Consider the following 18,431-nt stretch of genomic DNA (forward strand, 5'->3'; position numbering starts at 1 on the left):
CTCACCAGGTGAGCGATATCTCGGCGCCGTCGAGAATTTCGGCAAGCCGCCGCCGCGTTGCGGCGGTGGTGCCTTCCGGCAGGGCATCGAGCCGGAAAAATCCGGTCTCGGCGATTTCGCGGTCCGGCAGGCGCGGTGCGGTCTGCCGGAACGAACGGCAGACATAGAGCGCGACGTGGTCGCGCTTTGAGGCATGCGCATTGTGATAGATGGCAAAAAGCTGCGGCCTGGCCGTCAGTTCGATATTGCCTTCTTCCATCAACTCTTTCGCCAGCGTGTGCTCGATCGTATGGCCGGTTTCCACGCCGCCGCCGGGAAACTGCCAGCCGGGCACATAGGTATGCCTGATGAGAAAGACCGACCGCGCCGCTTCGTCGAGGATCACGCCACGCGCGCCCAACGTCATCGGGCGCCGCAGGAGAAAATAGGTGTGAAACAGGCGATGCCGCCATTTCACGCTTTTGTCAGCCATTTCACCGGTCCTAAATGGGAACCCAGTAACGATACAAAGGTTCTAACACTGGATTCCTACGCTACACTCTCTTAAAGCTGAAATAATGTTCCGTCTTGCACATATCTCCGACATTCACCTGTCGCCCCTGCCCGCGCTGAGCCTGCGTGAGCTCGTGTCGAAACGCATCACCGGCTATATCAACTGGCGGTCCAACCGCAAGGGCTCGATGACGGAAGGCACGCTCGATACCCTGGTTGCCGATCTGAAGGCGCAGGCGCCGGACCATCTGGCGGTGACGGGTGATCTCGTCAACCTGGCGCTGGATGAGGAACTGGAGACCGCCGAACGCTGGCTCAAAACCCTGGGCAATCCGCATGACGTGTCCGTTGTCCCCGGCAATCACGACGCCTATGTGCCCGGCGCTTTGAAAAAAACCCGGCGTTACTGGGCACCATGGATGCTGGGCGACCGCGAGGCAGCCGAACAGCGTCCGGTTGAGTTCCCTTACCTGCGGGTTCGCGGCGATGTCGCCCTGATCGGGGTGTCATCGGCCCGCGCCACCGCACCGTTCATGGCAACCGGCGATCTGCGCGACCGGCAGGCACGCCGCCTCGGCGAAATTCTCGATGAAACCGCCAAGCGCGGCCTGTTCCGGGTGATCATGATCCATCACCCGCCGGTGCGCGGTGCAGCGCCGTCGCACAAGCGGCTGCTCGGCATCGGCCTGTTCCAGCGGACCGTGCGGCGGCACGGGGCGGAACTTGTCCTGCATGGCCATACGCATCTGGCGACACGCTACGCAATCGACGGCCCCGGCTGGAAGATACCCGTTGTTTGCGTGCCTTCCGCCAGCCAGAGCTTCGGCGGCCACAAGCCAGCGGCCCGTTTCAACATCTTTGCCATCGCGAAGACCGCTTCCGGCTGGTCATGCCGCATGACGGAGCGCGGCATCGTGGATGCCGCCATGACCGTCGAGACGATAGCCGAGCACGAACTTCATGTCGGCGCTGTTTCCGCGCCCGCCTGAGCGTTAGAAATAGGGTGAAAGCCGGTCCCAGAAAAAGGCGAGCAGTGCACCCGCACCCGCGAAAGCACCGATCAGCAGCCAGATGACCGCATTGACGAAATCATTCGCCATCGAGCGGTGCTGCCGAAACTGGACCGCCGGTGCCGCCGCCGATTGCGGGGCGGGCTCGGCCGGACCGGATGGCGCAGCAACAGCCGTGGAGCGCAGGCTGACCCGTTCGCCCTCCATCATGCGCTGCCGTTCGACGATCCGCTCGGCAATGTAGGTGGTGACCGCGTCGGAGATCGGCTTCACTTCGGGCGACTCCGCCAGAACGCTCCGCCCAAGCCTTGTATCCCTGACAAAGCGATAGGTGCGCCTGTCCCGGCCCATCATCACATGCGCGGTGGCATCGATCCACAGGCGCGGCTGCAAGCCGGTGGAAATGGCAAAATCCCACTGCTCGTCATCGGCAGGAACTTCATCGAAAACCGGCTTCAGATCCTGCGCCAGGATTTCGATCCGGGCGAGATCGGCTTCCTTCATGTCGATAACGACATCGCCGCGGTCGGCCGCTGCCACCTGCGCACCGCGAATGGCATCGCCCAGCCTGCGCCTGGCATCCATCGGGCTGATCTTGTCGTGCATCTCACTCATAGGCGTTTCCGGCAAGGTGGGGTTAAGGCATCATTAACAATATGCGTCCGTCGTTGCATCACAAACTTGTCCGAATTCAGCCTGTGCGCACAGTTGTCGAAATGAGACTGATGACCTCGCCCGGAATCTCCTCGATCAGCATATGTCCGGCCCCGTCAAAACGATGTATCGAAAAACGCGGCGGCAGCCCTTCCGATTGATACACCGGCAAGACATTGTCCAGCCGCCCCCATGCAACGGTGACCGGCATGGTGAAAGCCTGCAGGAAATCTCTGGGAATAGTCCCCTGCAAACCGTCTTTCATCATGCGCGCGAGAATGGCATCGAGCCGTTCGATCTGTCCCGGCTTGCGGCGCAGGTCCACGTCGCGCCGGATCATCTCTTCAGGAACAGGATTGCGCCAGCCGAACATGCCCTCCAACGCCGCCTGAAGCGCGTCGTATATTCGCGCCGCCGCATAATGCCGAAGCAACCGCCCATTGATATCGGGACCGAAGCCGCCCGGAGCCAGCAAAGTCAGCGAGGCCACTTTTTCAGCGGCAAAGGCGGCAACCAGCGCGGCGGTTGCGCCGCCCATGGAGTGGCCGACCAGATGAACCCTTGGAATATCGCGCCTGTTGATGTCCTCAACAACCGCCTGCGCAAAATGGCGGGCGGTCACCGCATCGGGGTAATCCAGCGATGCACCATGGCCGGGCAGATCGAATGCAAGGGTCGGATGATCAGCGGAAATCGCCATTTGCACGGCATGCCAGACGGCGGCGGTTCCGCCAAACCCATGCAGGAAGACGACGGGTGTTCCATTCCCCTCACCCATCTCGATTGCGTGCAACTGATGCATGAAACGCTCCCAATAGAAAAAGGCCGCTTCGCAGCGGCCTTTTGCAGATGTCCGGCTTATTTGCCGATGATGCGGTTGGCCGCCGAGACAATGCCCTCAAGCGAGGCGGCAACAATGCTCTTGTTGATGCCTGCACCGAAAATCTTGCCGTTCGGATGCTCGATTTCCATGTAGCTGATAGCCGCAGCATCGGAACCATGCTGGAGCGAGTGCTCCGAATAGTTGACGACCGAGAGCCTGAAACCGAGATAGTGCGACAGGGCATCGATGAAGCCGTCGACCGGACCTGTTCCCCTGCCCTCGATCCGCTTTGTCTCGCCGCGGTCGGTAATCTCCGCCGAGAGGATGCGCATGCCCTTGTGCTCCGTATCGGGATAGGTGTGGTGATCGACGAATTTCAACCGGGCATCCGGCTGATCGACATAAAGCTCGAGGAACCGCTGATAAATCTGCTTGGATGGCATCTCTTTGCCTTCCTCGTCAGTGATCTGCTGGATGTCATCGCGGAACTCAACCTGCATGCCACGCGGCAGATTGATGCCATAGTCAGCCTGCAGGATATAGGCGAGTCCGCCCTTGCCCGACTGGGAGTTGATGCGGATGATCGCCTCGTAGCTGCGGCCGACGTCTTGCGGATCGATGGGCAGGTAAGGCACTTCCCACAGGGTCTTGTTGGCCTGCTTGATCGCCTTCATGCCCTTGTTGATCGCGTCCTGATGCGAACCGGAGAAGGCCGTATAGACCAGCTCGCCCACATAGGGATGACGTTCCGGAATCACCAGCTGATTGGAATATTCGTAGACTTCCTTCATCCGGTTGATATCGGAGCAGTCGATTTCCGGATCGACGCCCTGCGTGAACATGTTGAGCGCCAAAGTCACGATGTCGACATTACCCGTCCGCTCGCCATTGCCGAACAAGGTGCCTTCCACGCGGTCGGCACCGGCCATCAGACCGAGTTCCGTCGTGGCGATACCCGTTCCGCGATCATTGTGCGGATGCAACGAAATGATCAGGTTTTCACGGTTGTCGAGCTGGCGGCACATCCACTCGATACGGTCCGCATAGACATTCGGCGTCGACATCTCGACCGTCGACGGCAGATTGATGATCAGCTTGTTGTCAGGGGTCGGCTTGACGATTTCCGTGACCGCATTGCAGATCTCCAGCGCCACGTCGAGTTCCGTTCCGGTAAAGCTTTCCGGCGAATATTCGAAGCGGAAACCGCCGCCGGCCTTTGCCGCCATGTCGGTGATCATCTTGGCCGCATCGGTGGCAATGGTTTTGATGCCGCCGACATCCTTGTTGAACACAACCCGGCGCTGCAATTCGCTGGTCGAGTTGTAGAAATGGATGATCGGCTTGGTTGCGCCCTGCAGGGATTCAAAGGTACGGGTGATCAATTCGGGACGGCACTGCACCAGGACCTGCAGGGATACATCGTCGGAAATATTGCCTTCCTCGACACACCAGCGGGCAAAGTCGAAATCCGTCTGCGACGCCGAGGGAAAGCCGATCTCGATTTCTTTGAAACCCATGTCGAGCAACAGGGCGAACATCCGCACCTTGCGGTCGTGGCCCATCGGGTCGATCAATGCCTGGTTGCCATCGCGCAAATCGACGGAACACCAGATCGGCGCTTTTTCGATGCGCTTGGACGGCCATTGCCGGTCCTTCAGATCAACCAGCGGATACGGTTCATATTTCTTGCGGGCATCGGGCATGCCCATGGTGCGGGGAGCGGTCATATCGGTCATTTGCTTCTCGTTTCCGGCCGTCTGCGCATCTCTGGCGCTCGTGCGGCACTTTTTCAAGCGTTGGAATGGTCTTGTAAAGGGGTAAGGAGCAAAAAGCCTGGCGGCACTTTCGACCGCCGGACGCTCCTCTCAACGAGCCCGGCGATCGCCGATAAGGTCGAGAAGAAGCGGAAGGAGATGGGCGCGGCTGGTCAAACCCGCAAAAGCGGATTTGGCAAAAGACGACAAATGTGTCTGGCGCGTTTCCATGGGCCAGACAATTAAACGACTGTCCGGCCGGATGCAAGAGGTGTTCGCAGGGAACTCAGTTCTTCTTCAACTCGGCGCTCGTTCCCGAAAGCCACTCGCTGACAACCCGCACGTCGTCATTGCCGAGGCCATGATCGGATTTGATCGACTTCGCCTCGACCGTTGCCCCGTGCGCGCGCAGCAGGGTCGCAAGCGCCGGTGCGAACGGCGCATAGGTCTGGTCGGCAACGCCGGAAACCGTCAGAACCCGCGCACCCGCGAGATTGGCATCGGTATTTTCCGTCAGCACCGGCATGGAGCGCAGCAGCACCGCCTGCTTGACCATATCCGGATAGAGCATCATCACCGCGCCAACCAGGTTGGCGCCGTTCGAATAGCCGAGGAACGTCGTGCGGTTGAGATCGATCTTGTACTTCTCCGTCGCCTGTTTCAGGAAACCGGCGAAGGCCTTGGCCTCGACATGAATGTCCTTCTGGTCGAAGCTGACCGCCGTCAGACGGCGGTACCACCGGCTGGTGCCATCCTGCATGATCCGGCCGCGAACGGCGAGCAGAAGCGCATGCGGCGCGATCTTGGTGGCGAGGGAAACAAGGCTGGTTTCGTCCTGGCCCGAACCGTGCAGGAGAACCATCGCATCGCCATTGGGCTCATCTGGCCGGTAGAGCCGGTATTTGAACGCAAGGTCGTCCCGCAGCGCGCTCTCGCCCTGTGGAAGAATCTCGCCCTTCACTGCTTTTTTCAACATGCCTGCACCGCCTGTTGCAACGATATTGATGGGCTGCGCCTTCTCTGGCGCGGGCACCACGGCCTGCAGCTTCTGCCCACAGGCGGCCGTGCTAGTTTTACCGGTAACCGCAAGCGGATCAACCGGGTTCGCCGGGGCCGGTACCTTCGCTGCCGCCGGCTTCTCACAGTCGATGATGATCCGTGCGCTGGCGGGATAGGCCGCAGCCATCAATGAAAGTCCGGTGAGAAGTGCGTAGAGGGTCGGTTTACCCATAAGTTAATCCTGACAGTTAAAGGTTAACTAATTTTGTAAACAGCCGCGGTTGTCCGCCCGGCGCTGCCTGCGTTTTCGGCGCTCGATTCCCTGGAGAATGGATGCTTGCCGCCAAATCCTGTGTCCCCTGACTGACGCCCCCGGCGCTGCATCATTGATGGAGAAATTGCTTTGCTTGATGATGGTGTCATTCAGCGGCTCTGCTATGTCAATATAATTGTAACAAAATCATGACAGCTCGAAACATTGCGTGACAAATGTTGCTGCCGTGCACCGGTTTTTGTAGTTCTCCAAACCATATCCATCAGTTCCAGAGATGCGAGACCGGCACGGCAAACATGTCGGAACCGAATGGAACGATCTTATCGCCATCATAGATGAGTATGCCCGCGATGAACCGGCCCTTGGTTACCTCTGAAAGCTTACGCATTCCACGAAAATCCTCAGATAGCACGGTAGCCGATGCTTTGACTTCAATACCCACTATCCCGCCCCGATTGCCTTCAAGAACAAAATCAACCTCTTCCTGGATCCTGGTTGTCGTTCTGAAATGATGAATGGATATTCCTCGCGCCTGCATCCATCCGACCTGTTTAAGAAGCTCGCCAAAAACAAAGCTTTCCAGCAAGTGGCCAAACACATTCCGGTCTGACCTGATTCCATCCATTGTAACGCCGAGTACGGAAGCAAGGAGCCCGCTATCAAGAAAGTGAAGTTTTGGTGACTTGGTCAGCCGCGATATCTGATTGTTATGCCATGGTTCCACTGAGTGAGTGATATACAAGGCCGTGAAAATATCGAGATAGCGTTGGACGGTCTTGCGATCCATCGCCAGAGCGACGCCGATTTCACTGAAATTGATGAGTTTTGCCGAATAGTTTGCAAAGAGACGTATCAGCCGCGGCATGTCACCAATACGGGTGATATCAGCGATGTCGCGCACGTCCCGCTGAATGATCGCGTTTATATAATCGAGATACCATTTGGTGCGTCGCTCTGGCGTGGAGCGTGCAATTGCTTCGGGATAACCGCCCGCCAGGACAATCTCGATTAATTCCGGGCCTGAAACAGATATTCCCTTGACTGGCGCCACCTGGCCTTGAAAAGCCAGTTCAAGGAAGGTTGGCTTCTGCCCGCTTATTTCGCCCCGCGCCAACGGCATCAACGTAATCACTTCCATCCGTCCCGCCAGGGAATCGGCGACTGTTGGCAGCGTCATGATGTTGGCCGAACCGGTCAGCAAGAAGCGTCCCGGGCGCGGATCTTCATCAACACTTTCCTTGATAGCGAGCAATAAACCAGGCGCTCGTTGAATCTCGTCAATCGTCACGCGATCCAGGCCTCTTATGAAACCTTTGGGATCAGCTTTGGCAGCATTCAATATCGTTGCATCGTCGAGCGTAAAATAGCTCCTCGACGAGTCTGACACAGACTTTGCCAAGGTCGATTTTCCCGCCTGACGCGGTCCTGCAATCAGCACCACCCGACTGTCCGTCAGAGCAGACCTTATATCCTGTGCAGAAAATCTCGGATACATTTTCCAACTGCGTGAACGACTTGCAAATTGACCCTAAGACACAAAACGGGATTCTACAAGACACAAAACGGGAATCAAAGTGACGCAAAAGGGGATTTAAAACACCAGATTACCGTCCCAACCAAGAGCCTTGCCCGCATCGCCCACAAGGTTGGATCGCTCAGGCGAAGGGAACGGCAGCCGTGCCGATCGGCAGTTTGGCCTCTTCTTCCGGTTCGACGTGAATGACGACACTCGAATCGGGAATCTGCTGCATCAGCGCATTTTCCATCCGGTCGCAGATGACATGGGCGTCGCCGACGCTCATGCTGGCATGAACGACCAGATGAAACTCGATGAACGTTACCCGCCCGGCAATGCGCGTCTTCAGGTCATGCACCTCAAGCGCACCGTCGGCATTGGCCGAGATGACGTCGCGGATGCGCATGGTTTCCTCGGTGGGAACACCCACATCCATCAGGCCCTGCACGGACGACCCGATCACACTCCAGCCTTGCCAGAGGATGTTGAGCGCAACGATCATCGCAAGCAGCGGATCGAGGAACGTCCAGCCGGTGATCACGGCACCGACGAGACCGATGAACACACCGATGGAGGTCACCACATCGGTCATGATGTGCTTGCCGTCCGCCAGCAAAGCCGGCGATTTGTGCCGGCGACCACGGCTGATCAGCAGCGTGGCCCACAGGGCGTTCACAAGCGAGGCACCGCCATTGATCGCCAGACCCAGCCATGGTTCCTCCATGACCTTGGGCATCTCCCAGGCGGACCAGACTTCCCGCAGGATCAAGAGCGCCGCCACGACGATCAGCACTCCCTCGAGCACCGCCGAAAAATACTCGGCCTTGTGGTGCCCGAACGGGTGATTCTGGTCGGCGGGCTTGTGGCTGACACGGATCGCCCACCAGGCGGCAAGCGCCGCCACGACATTCACGATCGATTCCAATGCGTCGGAGTAGAGCGCAACGGAACCGGTGACGTGATAGGCGGCATATTTCAGTGCCAGCACGCCCATGCCGACGAAAATCGACCAGAATGCCAGTCGCTGGACGACGTTTTCACCTTCCATCAGGCAGCTCGCTCCTTGGCCTTGCGCGGCAGATGCGCCACGATGTTTTCAATCATGCGCATGCCCGCATTATGCCCGAGGGTCATAATCGATTCCGGATGGAATTGCACCGCCGCAATCGGTTCGCTCTTGTGTTCGAAGGCCATGATGACCCCGTCTTCGGTCTCCGCCGTCACGATGAACTCATCCGGCAGCCGCACCGGATCGGCAAAGATCGAGTGATAACGGCCAACTGTGACCTCCTTCGGCAGCCCCGAAAAAATCCTGCCCTGCTTTGTAATCCGGATACGTGACGGTTTTCCATGCATCGGAACGTGCAACTGCCGCAGCGTGCCGCCATAGGCTTCCGCCAGCGCCTGCAAGCCGAGGCAGACACCGAAGATCGGCAGGTCGCGCTTGCGCGCGTTCTTGATGGTCGCCTTGCAGTCGAAATCCTCCGGCGTGCCCGGCCCCGGCGAAAGCACCACCAGATCAGGCTTCAAACGGTCGAAGATTTCATCGGGCACCGGCGTGCGAACGGTGGTCACGGTGGCGCCCGTCTGCCGGAAATAATTGGCGAGCGTATGGACGAACGAATCCTCGTGGTCGACAAGCAGAATCGACAGCCCCTCGCCGACCCGCGCAACGGCGCGTTCTTCCACGGGGATATTGCTCTTGTGCGCCTCGCGCACCGCCGCAATCATCGCGGAAGCCTTGAGTTCGGTTTCCGCCTCTTCCTCTTCAGGAATGGAATCGAACAGCAGCGTCGCGCCCGCCCGTACCTGTGCGATGCCGTCCTTGATGCGGATGGTGCGCAGGGTCAGGCCGGTGTTCATGTCGCCATTGAAATTGACCATGCCGATGGCACCGCCGTACCAGGCGCGCGGGCTGCGTTCGTTCTCTTCGATGAAGCGCATGGCCCAGAGCTTTGGCGCACCCGTCACCGTTACGGCCCATGCATGCGACAGGAAGCCGTCAAAGGCGTCCATATCCTCGCGCAGACGGCCCTCGATATGGTCTACGGTGTGAATGAGCCGGGAATACATTTCGATCTGGCGGCGGCCGATGACGCGCACGGAACCCGGCTCGCACACCCGGCTTTTGTCATTGCGGTCCACGTCCGAGCACATGGTGAGTTCGGACTCGTCCTTCTTGGAATTGAGCAGCTTGATGATCTGCTCGGCATCGGCAATCGCATCCTCGCCGCGCTTGATCGTTCCTGAAATCGGGCAGGTCTCGATACGGCGGCCAACCACGCGCACGAACATCTCGGGCGAAGCGCCGACGAGATATTCGTTGTCGCCCAGATTGATGTAGAAGGAATAGGGCGACGGGTTGATGGCTTTCAGACGGCGCGAAATCACCGAAGGCTTGGTCTCGCAGCGCTCGTAGAATGTCTGGCCCGGCACCACTTCGAAGAGATCACCGCGCTTGAAGCTTTCCTTGGCTTTCTTGACGAGTTCCGCATAATCGCCGGGATTGTGGTCGCCGCGACCCGGGATCATGCTCGTCGGCTTGAATGCCCTGGCTTCGGTTTCCCGCGACAGGCCTTCCGTGGAAGCACCCTCGAACGCGTATTCATACCGGTCAAGCCATGCCTTGGCGGCGTGGTGATCGACGACCAGAATTTCGTCCGGGAGATAGAGCACGATGTCGCGCTGGTCATCCGGCCGCTTCAACTTGTACTGGATCGGATCGAACTGGAACGCGAGATCATAGCCGAACGCGCCATACAGGCCGAGATTGGCATCCTCCTCGCTGAAGAACAGGGCGACGATGCCGCGCAACACCGTGAAAACCGAAGGGATGCGCGAGCGCTCTTCTTCGGTGAACGGACGGCTCGGCAGGGCGATTTCAAGGTCAAGCTTCGTTGCGCCTGCGGCGGAAACCGACACTTCGGCAAGGGCAGAAACCGCCCTGTGGATCGGGCGCAACAGGATTTCACCGCGCTTGTTCAGCGCCTCGATCGTCATATGCCGGCCATTGGAGGTGATGACAACCGGAGGATCGATAATGGCCGTATCCCACCGCGTGTAACGGCCGGGATATTCATAGTTGGACGAGAAAACTGCCCCGCGCCGTTCATCCAGCCCGTCGACATAGCTGTCGATGGCGCTGGCATAGGCAGTCGCAATGCGTGACCGGGAGATGGTAACACCGCCTGCCGTGTCGAATATTTCCACGTCGCCCTCAATTCTATGCATCATCATTTCCACTCCGTTGCATTTGGCTTTGCGGGCTTCTGGCGGTCAAACAAAAAGGCCGCCCGGAAAACCCGTTGCGGCCCTGATCCCTTTACGTGCGTGCAAAAGGCTGCGTGGCCGCGATCAGCGAGCCCACCACCAGCCATTTGACATAATAACGCGCGTGTTCATGGCGGTGATTGTTAGCGTTACGCGGCGGCGCTTGCAACAGCAAAAATCACCGGCCTGAAAATCGCTCAGAACAGCCCTTCGATCAAACCCTGCCCGTTGAGATGAATGCGTTCCGCCGAAGGCGATTTCGGCAGACCCGGCATGGTCATGATCTCACCGCAGATCGCGACGACGAAGCCGGCGCCAGCCGAAAGGCGCACCTCCCGCACATGGACCACATGATTGACCGGTGCGCCGCGCAGGTGCGAATCCGTCGAGAACGAATATTGTGTCTTGGCCATGCAGACGGGAAGATGGCCGTACCCGGCGGCCTCCCATTGCCGCAACTGCTCCCGCACGCTGGCATCGGCATCCGCCTCCGCACCGCGATAGATGCGCTTGACCACCGTCTCGATCTTGTCGAACAGAGAGAGCTCATCCTCATAGAGCGGCGAGAACTGGGCTGAACCGCTCTCGGCGAGAGACACCACCTTGTGCGCCAGCTCTTCGATCCCGGCCGATCCCAGCGCCCAGTGTTTGCACAGGATGGCTTGCGCGCCATGGGCCGCAACGAAGTTCTTCACGGTTTCGATCTCGGCATCGGTATCGGCGCTGAAATGATTGATCGCCACGACAACAGGCACACCGAACTGCCGCACATTTTCCATGTGGCGGCCAAGATTGGCACAGCCCGCCTTTACCGCAGCAACATTCTCAAGACCGAGATCGTCCCTGGCAACGCCGCCATGCATCTTCATGGCGCGGACCGTGGCAACGATGACGGCAGCGGCCGGTTTCAATCCGGCCTTGCGGCATTTGATGTTGAAGAATTTCTCTGCGCCGAGATCGGCACCGAAACCGGCTTCTGTCACCACGTAATCCGCAAGCTTGAGCGCAGTCGTCGTGGCAACGACAGAGTTGCAGCCGTGGGCAATATTGGCGAAGGGGCCGCCATGCACAAAGGCCGGATTGTTTTCCAGCGTCTGCACCAGATTGGGCTGCATGGCATCCTTCAGGAGGACGGCCATCGCCTTGTCGGCCTTGAGGTCCCGGGCATAGACGGCGGTCTTGTCGAAACGATAGCCGATAATAATATCGCCCAGCCGCCGCTCAAGATCTTCGAGATCGGTTGCAAGGCAGAGAATGGCCATGACTTCCGAAGCCACGGTGATGTCAAAACCCGATTCACGCGGAAAGCCGTTGGCCACGCCGCCCAGGGAAGACGCGATATCGCGCAGCGCGCGGTCGTTCATGTCCATGACCCGCCGCCAGGTCACGCGGCGCGTATCGAGATTGAGTTCATTGCCCCAATAGACGTGATTGTCGATCAGGGCTGCCAGCAGATTGTGCGCCGCAGTGATGGCGTGAAAATCGCCGGTGAAATGCAGGTTGATGTCTTCCATCGGGATGACCTGCGCATAGCCGCCGCCGGCGGCGCCGCCTTTCACGCCGAAACAGGGCCCGAGCGACGCCTCGCGGATGCAGACAATCGCGCTCTTGCCGATGCGGTTGAGACCATCGCCGAGACCGACGGTCGTCGTCGTCTTGCCTTCACCCGCCGGTGTCGGGCTGACCGCCGTCACGAGGATCAGCTTGCCATCCGGAGCACCGCGCTTCGAGCGGATGAATTCCGCCGAGAGTTTTGCCTTGTCGTGCCCGTAGGGAACGAGGTGTTCCGGCGCAATGCCAATCTTTGCACCTATCTCGAAAACCGGTTTCTTGGTTGCAGCGCGGGCGATCTCAATATCGGACTTCACGACAGCCATCGGCATATCCTCCCCATTTTAGGGTTGCGCCCTATTTATCGGTTACCATTCTGAATACGCCAAATAGCATCGTAGAAGCGAATTGGGGATAGTGAGTGCCCCACTATCCCCAATCGCGCATCTGATTTCAGCCGTTTTCCCGCTTATTCGCCCATGGCGATGAGGCTGGCATTGCCCCCGGCTGCAGCCGTGTTGACCGAGACCACCTGTTCCAGCGCAAACCGCGTCAGGTACGACGGACCGCCCGCCTTGGGACCTGTGCCGGAAAGACCCGAACCGCCGAAGGGCTGTGTCCCGACAACCGCGCCGATCGTGTTGCGGTTGACATAGACATTGCCGATGTCGAGCCGGTCGATGACTTTGGCGACTGTCGCCTCAATGCGCGTGTGCAGACCGAAGGTCAGGCCGTAACCGGTCGAGGCGATCTGGTCGAGTACCTTGTCCAGATCCTTGGCTTTCCAGCGCACCACGTGCAGAACCGGCCCGAACACCTCCTTCTCCAATGCTTCCGCATGATTGAGTTCAACAATATGCGGCGCAAAGAACAGGCCTTCGTCCGGTGCAGTGCCGGCATAGCGAACCTTCTGGCTCTTGCGCATCGCGGCAATGTGGGCTGCGAGCATGTCGCGTTGCGTCTGATCGATGATCGGGCCGATATCGGTGGAGGCCAGCGAGGGATCGCCAAGCGTCAACTCACGTGCCGCGCCTTCGATCATCTCGAGCATGTTGTCGGCAATATCCTCCTGCAGGTAGAGAATTCGCAACGCAGAACAGCGCTGGCCTGCCGAACGGAACGCCGACATGACAACATCGTCGGCAACCTGTTCCGACAAGGCAGTGGCATCGACGATCATCCCGTTGAGGCCGCCGGTTTCGGCGATCAGCGGAACAATCGGGCCTTTCTTCGCCGCCAGCGTACGGTTGATGGCCCAGGCCGTATCGGTCGAGCCGGTGAAGGCCACGCCGGCAATATCCGCATGGGATGTCAACGCCGCACCCACCGAGCCGTCACCCGGGACATAAAGCACGGCATCTTTCGGCACACCCGCTTCGTGGAGAAGCCGGATGGCTTCATAGGCGATCAGCGGCGTCTGTTCCGCCGGCTTCGCCACCACGGTGTTCCCCGCAGCAAGGGCCGCCGTGACCTGACCCAGGAAAATCGCCAGCGGGAAATTCCACGGGCTGATGCAGACGAAGGCACCGCGACCGCGATGACGCAGCTTGTTGTCTTCGCCTGTCGGGCCGGGCATGGCCTTGTCGGTTGCAAACTGACGGCGCGCCTCGGCAGCGTAGTAGCGGCAGAAATCCACTGCCTCGCGAATTTCGGCAATGCCGTCATCGAGCGTCTTGCCCGCTTCACGGGAGAGAAGGTCCATCAGCAGATCACGATTGTTCTCCAGAAGGTCACCCGCCTTTTCCAGGGCCTTGGCGCGGGTTTCCACCGGAACACGCGACCACGAGACGAAAGCCCGTTTGGCAATGCCGACGGCCTTTGCCGCTTCGTCCGCCGTCGCAAACACAACCGTTCCGACGGTTGCACCGTTGACCGGCGAAATCACATTCTGGGCCTTGCCCGCAGCTTTCACGCCGTCGATCAGCGGAACAGCGTTGACCGTGCGGGATGCCTTGGCGATCCCGCCCAAAAGGGCGGCCAGTTCCTTGCGGTCACCCAGTTCCACGCCGGCCGAATTGGTGCGCTTGCCATAGATTTTGGCGGGCAGCGGGATATGCGGGTGACGATAGCCTTTGCCGTCATTGAGCTTTTCCGCCGGGCGCACCAGCAGGTCCGCTATCGGCACATTGCTGTCACCGACCACCGACACGAAAGACGAGTTGGCGCCGTTTTCAAGGAGGCGGCGAACCAGATAGGCCAGGAGATCGCGATAGCCGCCAACAGGCGCATAGATGCGGCAGGCGATTTTCTCGTCCTTTTCCGTGATCTGCTTGTAGAGGCTTTCACCCATGCCATGCAGCCGCTGGAACTCAAAACCTGTCTTGTCGTCGCCGGCCATTTCCAGGATCATGGCGACCGTCAGCGCATTGTGGGTGGCAAATTGCGGGAATATGCGGGGCCGGGCGTCAAGCATACGCTTGGCGCAGGCCATGTAGGACGCATCGGTTGCAGGCTTGCGGGTGAACACCGGGTAATCGGGCAGACCGCGCTCCTGCGTCCGCTTCACTTCCGTATCCCAATAGGCCCCCTTGACCAGCCGCACCATCATCTTACGGTTGTGGCGCGCCGCCAGCCGGTCGATGTGGTCGATCACCTCAAGCGCACGCTTCTGATAGGCCTGAATGGCCAGTCCGAATCCGTCCCATCCATCCAGCGACGGATCGGCAAAGACGCGGTCGATCACATCCAACGACAGCTCAAGCCGGTCGGCTTCTTCGGCATCGACCGTGAAATTAAGATCGTAGGATTTGGCCTTCTGCGCCAATGCCAAAAGGTCCGGCACCAGTTCGGCCATGACCTGATCATGATGTGTGGCGAGATAACGCGGATGCAGGGCGGAGAGCTTGACGGAAATGCCCATGCGATCCGGCAGCTTCTTGTTGCCCGTGGCCCGGCCGATCGCGTCGATGGCATCGGAATAGGATTTGAAATAGCCGCGCGCGTCCTTGCGCGTCCGGGCGCCCTCACCCAGCATATCGAAGGAATGGCGATAACCCTTGGCTTCGTTGGAAGCAGCGCGCTTCAGCGCATCCTTGATGGTTTCGCCGAGAACGAAATGGTGGCCGAGATAACGCATGGCCTGCTTGGTGGCGGTGCGGACCGTGGGAAGGCCGATACGCTTGACCAGCGAGGAAATCACCCCTTCCGGCGTCTCGCCCGGCTTGATCACCTTGGCGGAAAGGCCGAGCGCCCAGGCTGATGCAGATACAAACCACGTATCGCCGCTCGGCTCGTGCTCCGACCACTTGCCCTGCTTCAGCTTGTCCTCGATCAGCTTGTCCTGCGTGGCCGCATCCGGCACGCGCAGCAGGGCTTCGGCGAGAACCATCAGCGCCAGCCCTTCACGGGTGGACAAGCCATATTCGCGCAGGAAATCCTCCACACCGCCGATACCACTCGCTTCCTTGCGAATCGTGGCGATGTATTTGCTGGCACGTGCATCGATACGGCGGTTGACGTCTTCCGGCAGGACGATGGTTTTCAGCAAAGATGCGACCAGTTGCTGATCATCGACAGCATATGGCGCAGTAAAATCGTTTGAAGACGGCAATGGTCTGGTCATCAGGCTTCCCCTTATTGATTTTTCCCATATAATCTATTCCACTTGGTTCTTCTCACCAATGAACGCTCATAAAGCAGCGCAAAAAACTAAAAATATGGGGTATTTTAGAGATGAAAAACCTGGACAGCCTTGACCGGCGCATCTTGCGCGAGCTGCAGAAGGACGGGCGGCTCTCCAACACCGAGTTATCCGAGCGTATCAGCCTGTCGCAAACGGCGACCACGGAACGGGTCAAGCGCCTGACAAGAGACGGCTATATCCTTGGTTATACCGCCAGACTGTCGCCGAAAAAGCTCGACCGCGCAATGCTGGTCTTCGTGGAAATCAAGCTGGACCGCACCACCCCGGATGTTTTTGCCACCTTTGCGGCTGCGACACGGCGCAACCCCGATGTGATGGAATGCCACATGGTCGCCGGTGGTTTCGACTACCTGATCAAGGCGCGCGTCGCGGACATGGAGCACTACCGCCGCTTTCTCTCCGATGCCCTGCTGTCGCTGCCGGGCGTGCGCGAGACGCACACCTATGCCGTCATGGAGGAAGTCAAGGAAACCACCCACCTGCCGGTTTGATCGACCTGCAACCGGATACCTATCGCGACACAACTCCCCGTTCGTTGCCGAACCGGTCGCATTTCATCATCAATGGACGGGTTGAGGGCAAAAGCAACAGCACCGGGCCAGCGGTGTATCGGAGGAGATGGGCTGCTCCGGCTGCGGCATCAGCCATGCTTTCAAACTTGGAGGTGATACGATGTGGTTTAAACCCTTCAGCATCACCCTGGAAATGAAAAGGATCCGGAATCGCTGGCAAGTGATCCTCCGGATCCAATTCAGATAACCAGGAAAGAGGGTGGGCGAAAGCTCGCCCTCACTCCAAGACTAAATATAGCATTTTACCCGCCCAAGTCCACTTATTGCTGCAGCACCTGCTTGATATCGATCAGGTTGGAACGCACGCGCAGAATATAAAAACCCATGGTTGTCAGATGGTTGGGCAACAACCAACCGCCCCCGTTGCCAAAAAAGTCAAGGAAACTCCATACCTGCCGGTTTGATCGACCTGCAACCGGATACCTATCGCGACACAACTCCCCGTTCGTTGCCGAACCGGTCGCATTTCATCATCAATGGACGGGTTGAGGGCAAAAGCAACAGCACCGGGCCAGCGGTGTATCGGAGGAGATGGGCTGCTCCGGCTGCGGCATCAGCCATGCCCTCAAACTTGGAGGTGATACGATGTGGTTTAAACCCTTCAGCATCACCCTGGAAATGAAAAGGATCCGGACTCACTGGCAGGTGACCATCCGGATCCAATTCAGATAACCAGGAAAGAGGGTGGGCGAAAGCTCGCCCTCACTCCAAGACTAAATATAGCATTTTACCCGCCCAAGTCCACTTATTGCTGCAGCACCTGCTTGATATCGATCAGGTTGGAACGCACGCGCAGGATATAGAAACCCATGGTTGTCAGATGGTTGGGCAACAACCAACCGCCCTCGCTGCCATTGGCGATGATCCATGGCGTTATGTTGAGCGCCGAACGGAGTTGTCCGTCCATGCCATCCCATAGGGGGGCCAGGTTCTTCTGCTGCACGACCTGCTTGAAGTCGACCTTTGCCGCATTCATCAGGCCGTAATAGGCGTAGAGCTGGCCATAGGCGAACCAGAACCGGTCATCCGCACGGGTATCGAACCAGCCATAATTGTTCTTCTCCGAGCGATCCTTCAGGATGGCGGAGGTGGAGCCGATATCATTGGCAATACGGTCGATGAACTGCATGAGATTGTCGGCACGTGCATCGAATACGGCATTGCAGGCTTCCAGCTTCGAATTGAACGTCCTGAGGTCTTTGACCGCCGAACGGTAATAGCTCGGGGTCGGGGTCTTGGGGCCAAACGGGTTCAGGCCAAAATACCATGCATCTTCGGTGAACTGCAGATTGCCGCGGGCCTTCTGCAGATCATTGTCGATCTGCGATGTGCCACGGATACGGCCAAGCGTGTCGACAAGCTCGACGGCCGTCCGGCGCACGGCGGAGTTGATGCCGCGCTGGAACGCCGCCTTGTTGTCGAGGAAAGGCGTATCGTCCCATGACATGCCGAAGAAGCCGAGCTTGAACAGCAGCATGGAGGAAATCCAGGCATTCTGGTTCACATTGAAATCGGTGAGGTCAGCCGTGACTTCCACAATGGCCGAACGGGCGCAGCTCTTGGGCGCCGTTCCGACGGCTTGCGCAGCAACCGGTTCCCCAGCGGCAACATCACGCTTGTCGAAATTATAGACGGCGACGTAATCCGGATTGAAATTCGTCCAGACCTGCGTGACCCAGAAGAAATAGCCGTAAAGCCCGACCCAGAGAATGAGTATCGCACCCACGACCGTCTTCAGGATCCAGCCGCGCTGGGTGTACCAGCGCCCTGCCCACAGGAACGGCCACAGGATGATACCGACCGCATAGCCGATGCCACGTCCGATCAGATAGAAAATCCGGCTGAAGAAGTTGATGACGGGATCGAGCATTGT

At 58.8% G+C, this 18,431-nt stretch carries 13 protein-coding genes and 1 pseudogene; 2 read left to right on the top strand and 12 right to left on the bottom strand.

Features of this window, described 5'->3' with window-relative positions; translation table 11 throughout:
* Position 1: 1 nt before the first annotated feature.
* Positions 2 to 472, bottom strand: a complete 471-nt coding sequence (locus ACP7B1_RS18440; protein WP_403183917.1) for an NUDIX domain-containing protein — start codon at positions 470 to 472, stop codon at positions 2 to 4.
* 85 nt (positions 473 to 557) lie between these two features.
* Here ACP7B1_RS18440 and ACP7B1_RS18445 point away from each other — a divergent pair, with 85 nt between their 5' ends.
* On the top strand, positions 558 to 1,481 hold the full coding sequence (locus ACP7B1_RS18445; RefSeq protein ID WP_346307467.1) for a metallophosphoesterase: 924 nt from the start codon (positions 558 to 560) through the stop codon (positions 1,479 to 1,481).
* Between the two features lie 3 nt (positions 1,482 to 1,484).
* Here ACP7B1_RS18445 and ACP7B1_RS18450 read toward each other — a convergent pair whose 3' ends face one another.
* The 9 genes from ACP7B1_RS18450 to putA form a co-directional block, all read right to left on the bottom strand.
* Positions 1,485 to 2,117, bottom strand: coding sequence for a hypothetical protein (locus tag ACP7B1_RS18450; protein ID WP_346307468.1), 633 nt, complete (start codon positions 2,115 to 2,117; stop codon positions 1,485 to 1,487).
* Positions 2,118 to 2,193: 76 nt separating this feature from the next.
* Positions 2,194 to 2,958 carry an alpha/beta fold hydrolase gene (locus tag ACP7B1_RS18455; RefSeq protein WP_346307469.1) on the bottom strand — a complete coding sequence of 255 codons (765 nt, stop codon included), beginning with the start codon at positions 2,956 to 2,958 and terminating at the stop codon, positions 2,194 to 2,196.
* 56 nt (positions 2,959 to 3,014) lie between these two features.
* Positions 3,015 to 4,715 carry a 2-isopropylmalate synthase gene (leuA, locus tag ACP7B1_RS18460; protein ID WP_346307470.1) on the bottom strand — a complete coding sequence of 567 codons (1,701 nt, stop codon included), beginning with the start codon at positions 4,713 to 4,715 and terminating at the stop codon, positions 3,015 to 3,017.
* Positions 4,716 to 5,019: 304 nt separating this feature from the next.
* Positions 5,020 to 5,964, bottom strand: coding sequence for an alpha/beta hydrolase (locus ACP7B1_RS18465; protein ID WP_346307471.1), 945 nt, complete (start codon positions 5,962 to 5,964; stop codon positions 5,020 to 5,022).
* A gap of 304 nt (positions 5,965 to 6,268) precedes the next feature.
* A complete protein-coding gene (locus ACP7B1_RS18470) occupies positions 6,269 to 7,447 on the bottom strand; it encodes an ATP-binding protein (RefSeq protein WP_346307472.1) in 1,179 nt (392 codons plus the stop codon).
* A 214-nt stretch (positions 7,448 to 7,661) separates the two neighbouring features.
* Entirely contained in the window at positions 7,662 to 8,570 is a 909-nt protein-coding gene (locus ACP7B1_RS18475; RefSeq protein ID WP_346307473.1) for a cation diffusion facilitator family transporter, read from the bottom strand.
* A complete protein-coding gene (locus ACP7B1_RS18480; RefSeq protein WP_346307474.1) occupies positions 8,570 to 10,753 on the bottom strand; it encodes an anthranilate synthase in 2,184 nt (727 codons plus the stop codon). Before ACP7B1_RS18480 ends, ACP7B1_RS18475 begins: the two co-directional genes overlap by 1 nt.
* 236 nt (positions 10,754 to 10,989) lie before the next feature.
* Positions 10,990 to 12,669, bottom strand: coding sequence for a formate--tetrahydrofolate ligase (locus ACP7B1_RS18485; protein ID WP_346307475.1), 1,680 nt, complete (start codon positions 12,667 to 12,669; stop codon positions 10,990 to 10,992).
* 143 nt (positions 12,670 to 12,812) lie between these two features.
* Positions 12,813 to 15,905 carry a bifunctional proline dehydrogenase/L-glutamate gamma-semialdehyde dehydrogenase PutA gene (gene putA, locus ACP7B1_RS18490; protein WP_426137174.1) on the bottom strand — a complete coding sequence of 1,031 codons (3,093 nt, stop codon included), beginning with the start codon at positions 15,903 to 15,905 and terminating at the stop codon, positions 12,813 to 12,815.
* 110 nt (positions 15,906 to 16,015) lie between these two features.
* Here putA and ACP7B1_RS18495 point away from each other — a divergent pair, with 110 nt between their 5' ends.
* Entirely contained in the window at positions 16,016 to 16,477 is a 462-nt protein-coding gene (locus ACP7B1_RS18495; protein WP_105731999.1) for an Lrp/AsnC ligand binding domain-containing protein, read from the top strand.
* 341 nt (positions 16,478 to 16,818) lie between these two features.
* On the opposite strand, the pseudogene ACP7B1_RS18500 reads toward ACP7B1_RS18495, so the two are convergent.
* Positions 16,819 to 16,905: pseudogene (locus tag ACP7B1_RS18500) on the bottom strand (DUF2333 family protein); the annotation flags it as partial.
* 398 nt (positions 16,906 to 17,303) lie between these two features.
* Positions 17,304 to 18,428, bottom strand: coding sequence for a DUF2333 family protein (locus tag ACP7B1_RS18505; protein WP_426137175.1), 1,125 nt, complete (start codon positions 18,426 to 18,428; stop codon positions 17,304 to 17,306).
* Between the last annotated feature and the right edge of the window lie 3 nt (positions 18,429 to 18,431).

Origin of the sequence: Phyllobacterium sp. SL163 (genome assembly GCF_049896885.1) — a bacterium.
Lineage (GTDB): Bacteria > Pseudomonadota > Alphaproteobacteria > Rhizobiales > Rhizobiaceae > Phyllobacterium > Phyllobacterium calauticae.

Bases quoted from the DNA above. Each gene is read 5' to 3' on its own strand.
- ACP7B1_RS18465 (WP_346307471.1), bottom strand. From the start codon at position 5,964: ATGGGTAAACCGACCCTCTACGCACTTCTCACCGGACTTTCATTGATG.
- ACP7B1_RS18505 (WP_426137175.1), bottom strand. From the start codon at position 18,428: ATGCTCGATCCCGTCATCAACTTCTTCAGCCGGATTTTCTATCTGATC.
- ACP7B1_RS18440 (WP_403183917.1), bottom strand. From the start codon at position 472: ATGGCTGACAAAAGCGTGAAATGGCGGCATCGCCTGTTTCACACCTAT.
- ACP7B1_RS18495 (WP_105731999.1), top strand. From the start codon at position 16,016: ATGAAAAACCTGGACAGCCTTGACCGGCGCATCTTGCGCGAGCTGCAG.
- ACP7B1_RS18475 (WP_346307473.1), bottom strand. From the start codon at position 8,570: ATGGAAGGTGAAAACGTCGTCCAGCGACTGGCATTCTGGTCGATTTTC.
- ACP7B1_RS18445 (WP_346307467.1), top strand. From the start codon at position 558: ATGTTCCGTCTTGCACATATCTCCGACATTCACCTGTCGCCCCTGCCC.
- ACP7B1_RS18455 (WP_346307469.1), bottom strand. From the start codon at position 2,958: ATGCATCAGTTGCACGCAATCGAGATGGGTGAGGGGAATGGAACACCC.
- putA (WP_426137174.1), bottom strand. From the start codon at position 15,905: ATGACCAGACCATTGCCGTCTTCAAACGATTTTACTGCGCCATATGCT.
- ACP7B1_RS18480 (WP_346307474.1), bottom strand. From the start codon at position 10,753: ATGCATAGAATTGAGGGCGACGTGGAAATATTCGACACGGCAGGCGGT.
- ACP7B1_RS18485 (WP_346307475.1), bottom strand. From the start codon at position 12,669: ATGGCTGTCGTGAAGTCCGATATTGAGATCGCCCGCGCTGCAACCAAG.
- leuA (WP_346307470.1), bottom strand. From the start codon at position 4,715: ATGACCGATATGACCGCTCCCCGCACCATGGGCATGCCCGATGCCCGC.
- ACP7B1_RS18450 (WP_346307468.1), bottom strand. From the start codon at position 2,117: ATGAGTGAGATGCACGACAAGATCAGCCCGATGGATGCCAGGCGCAGG.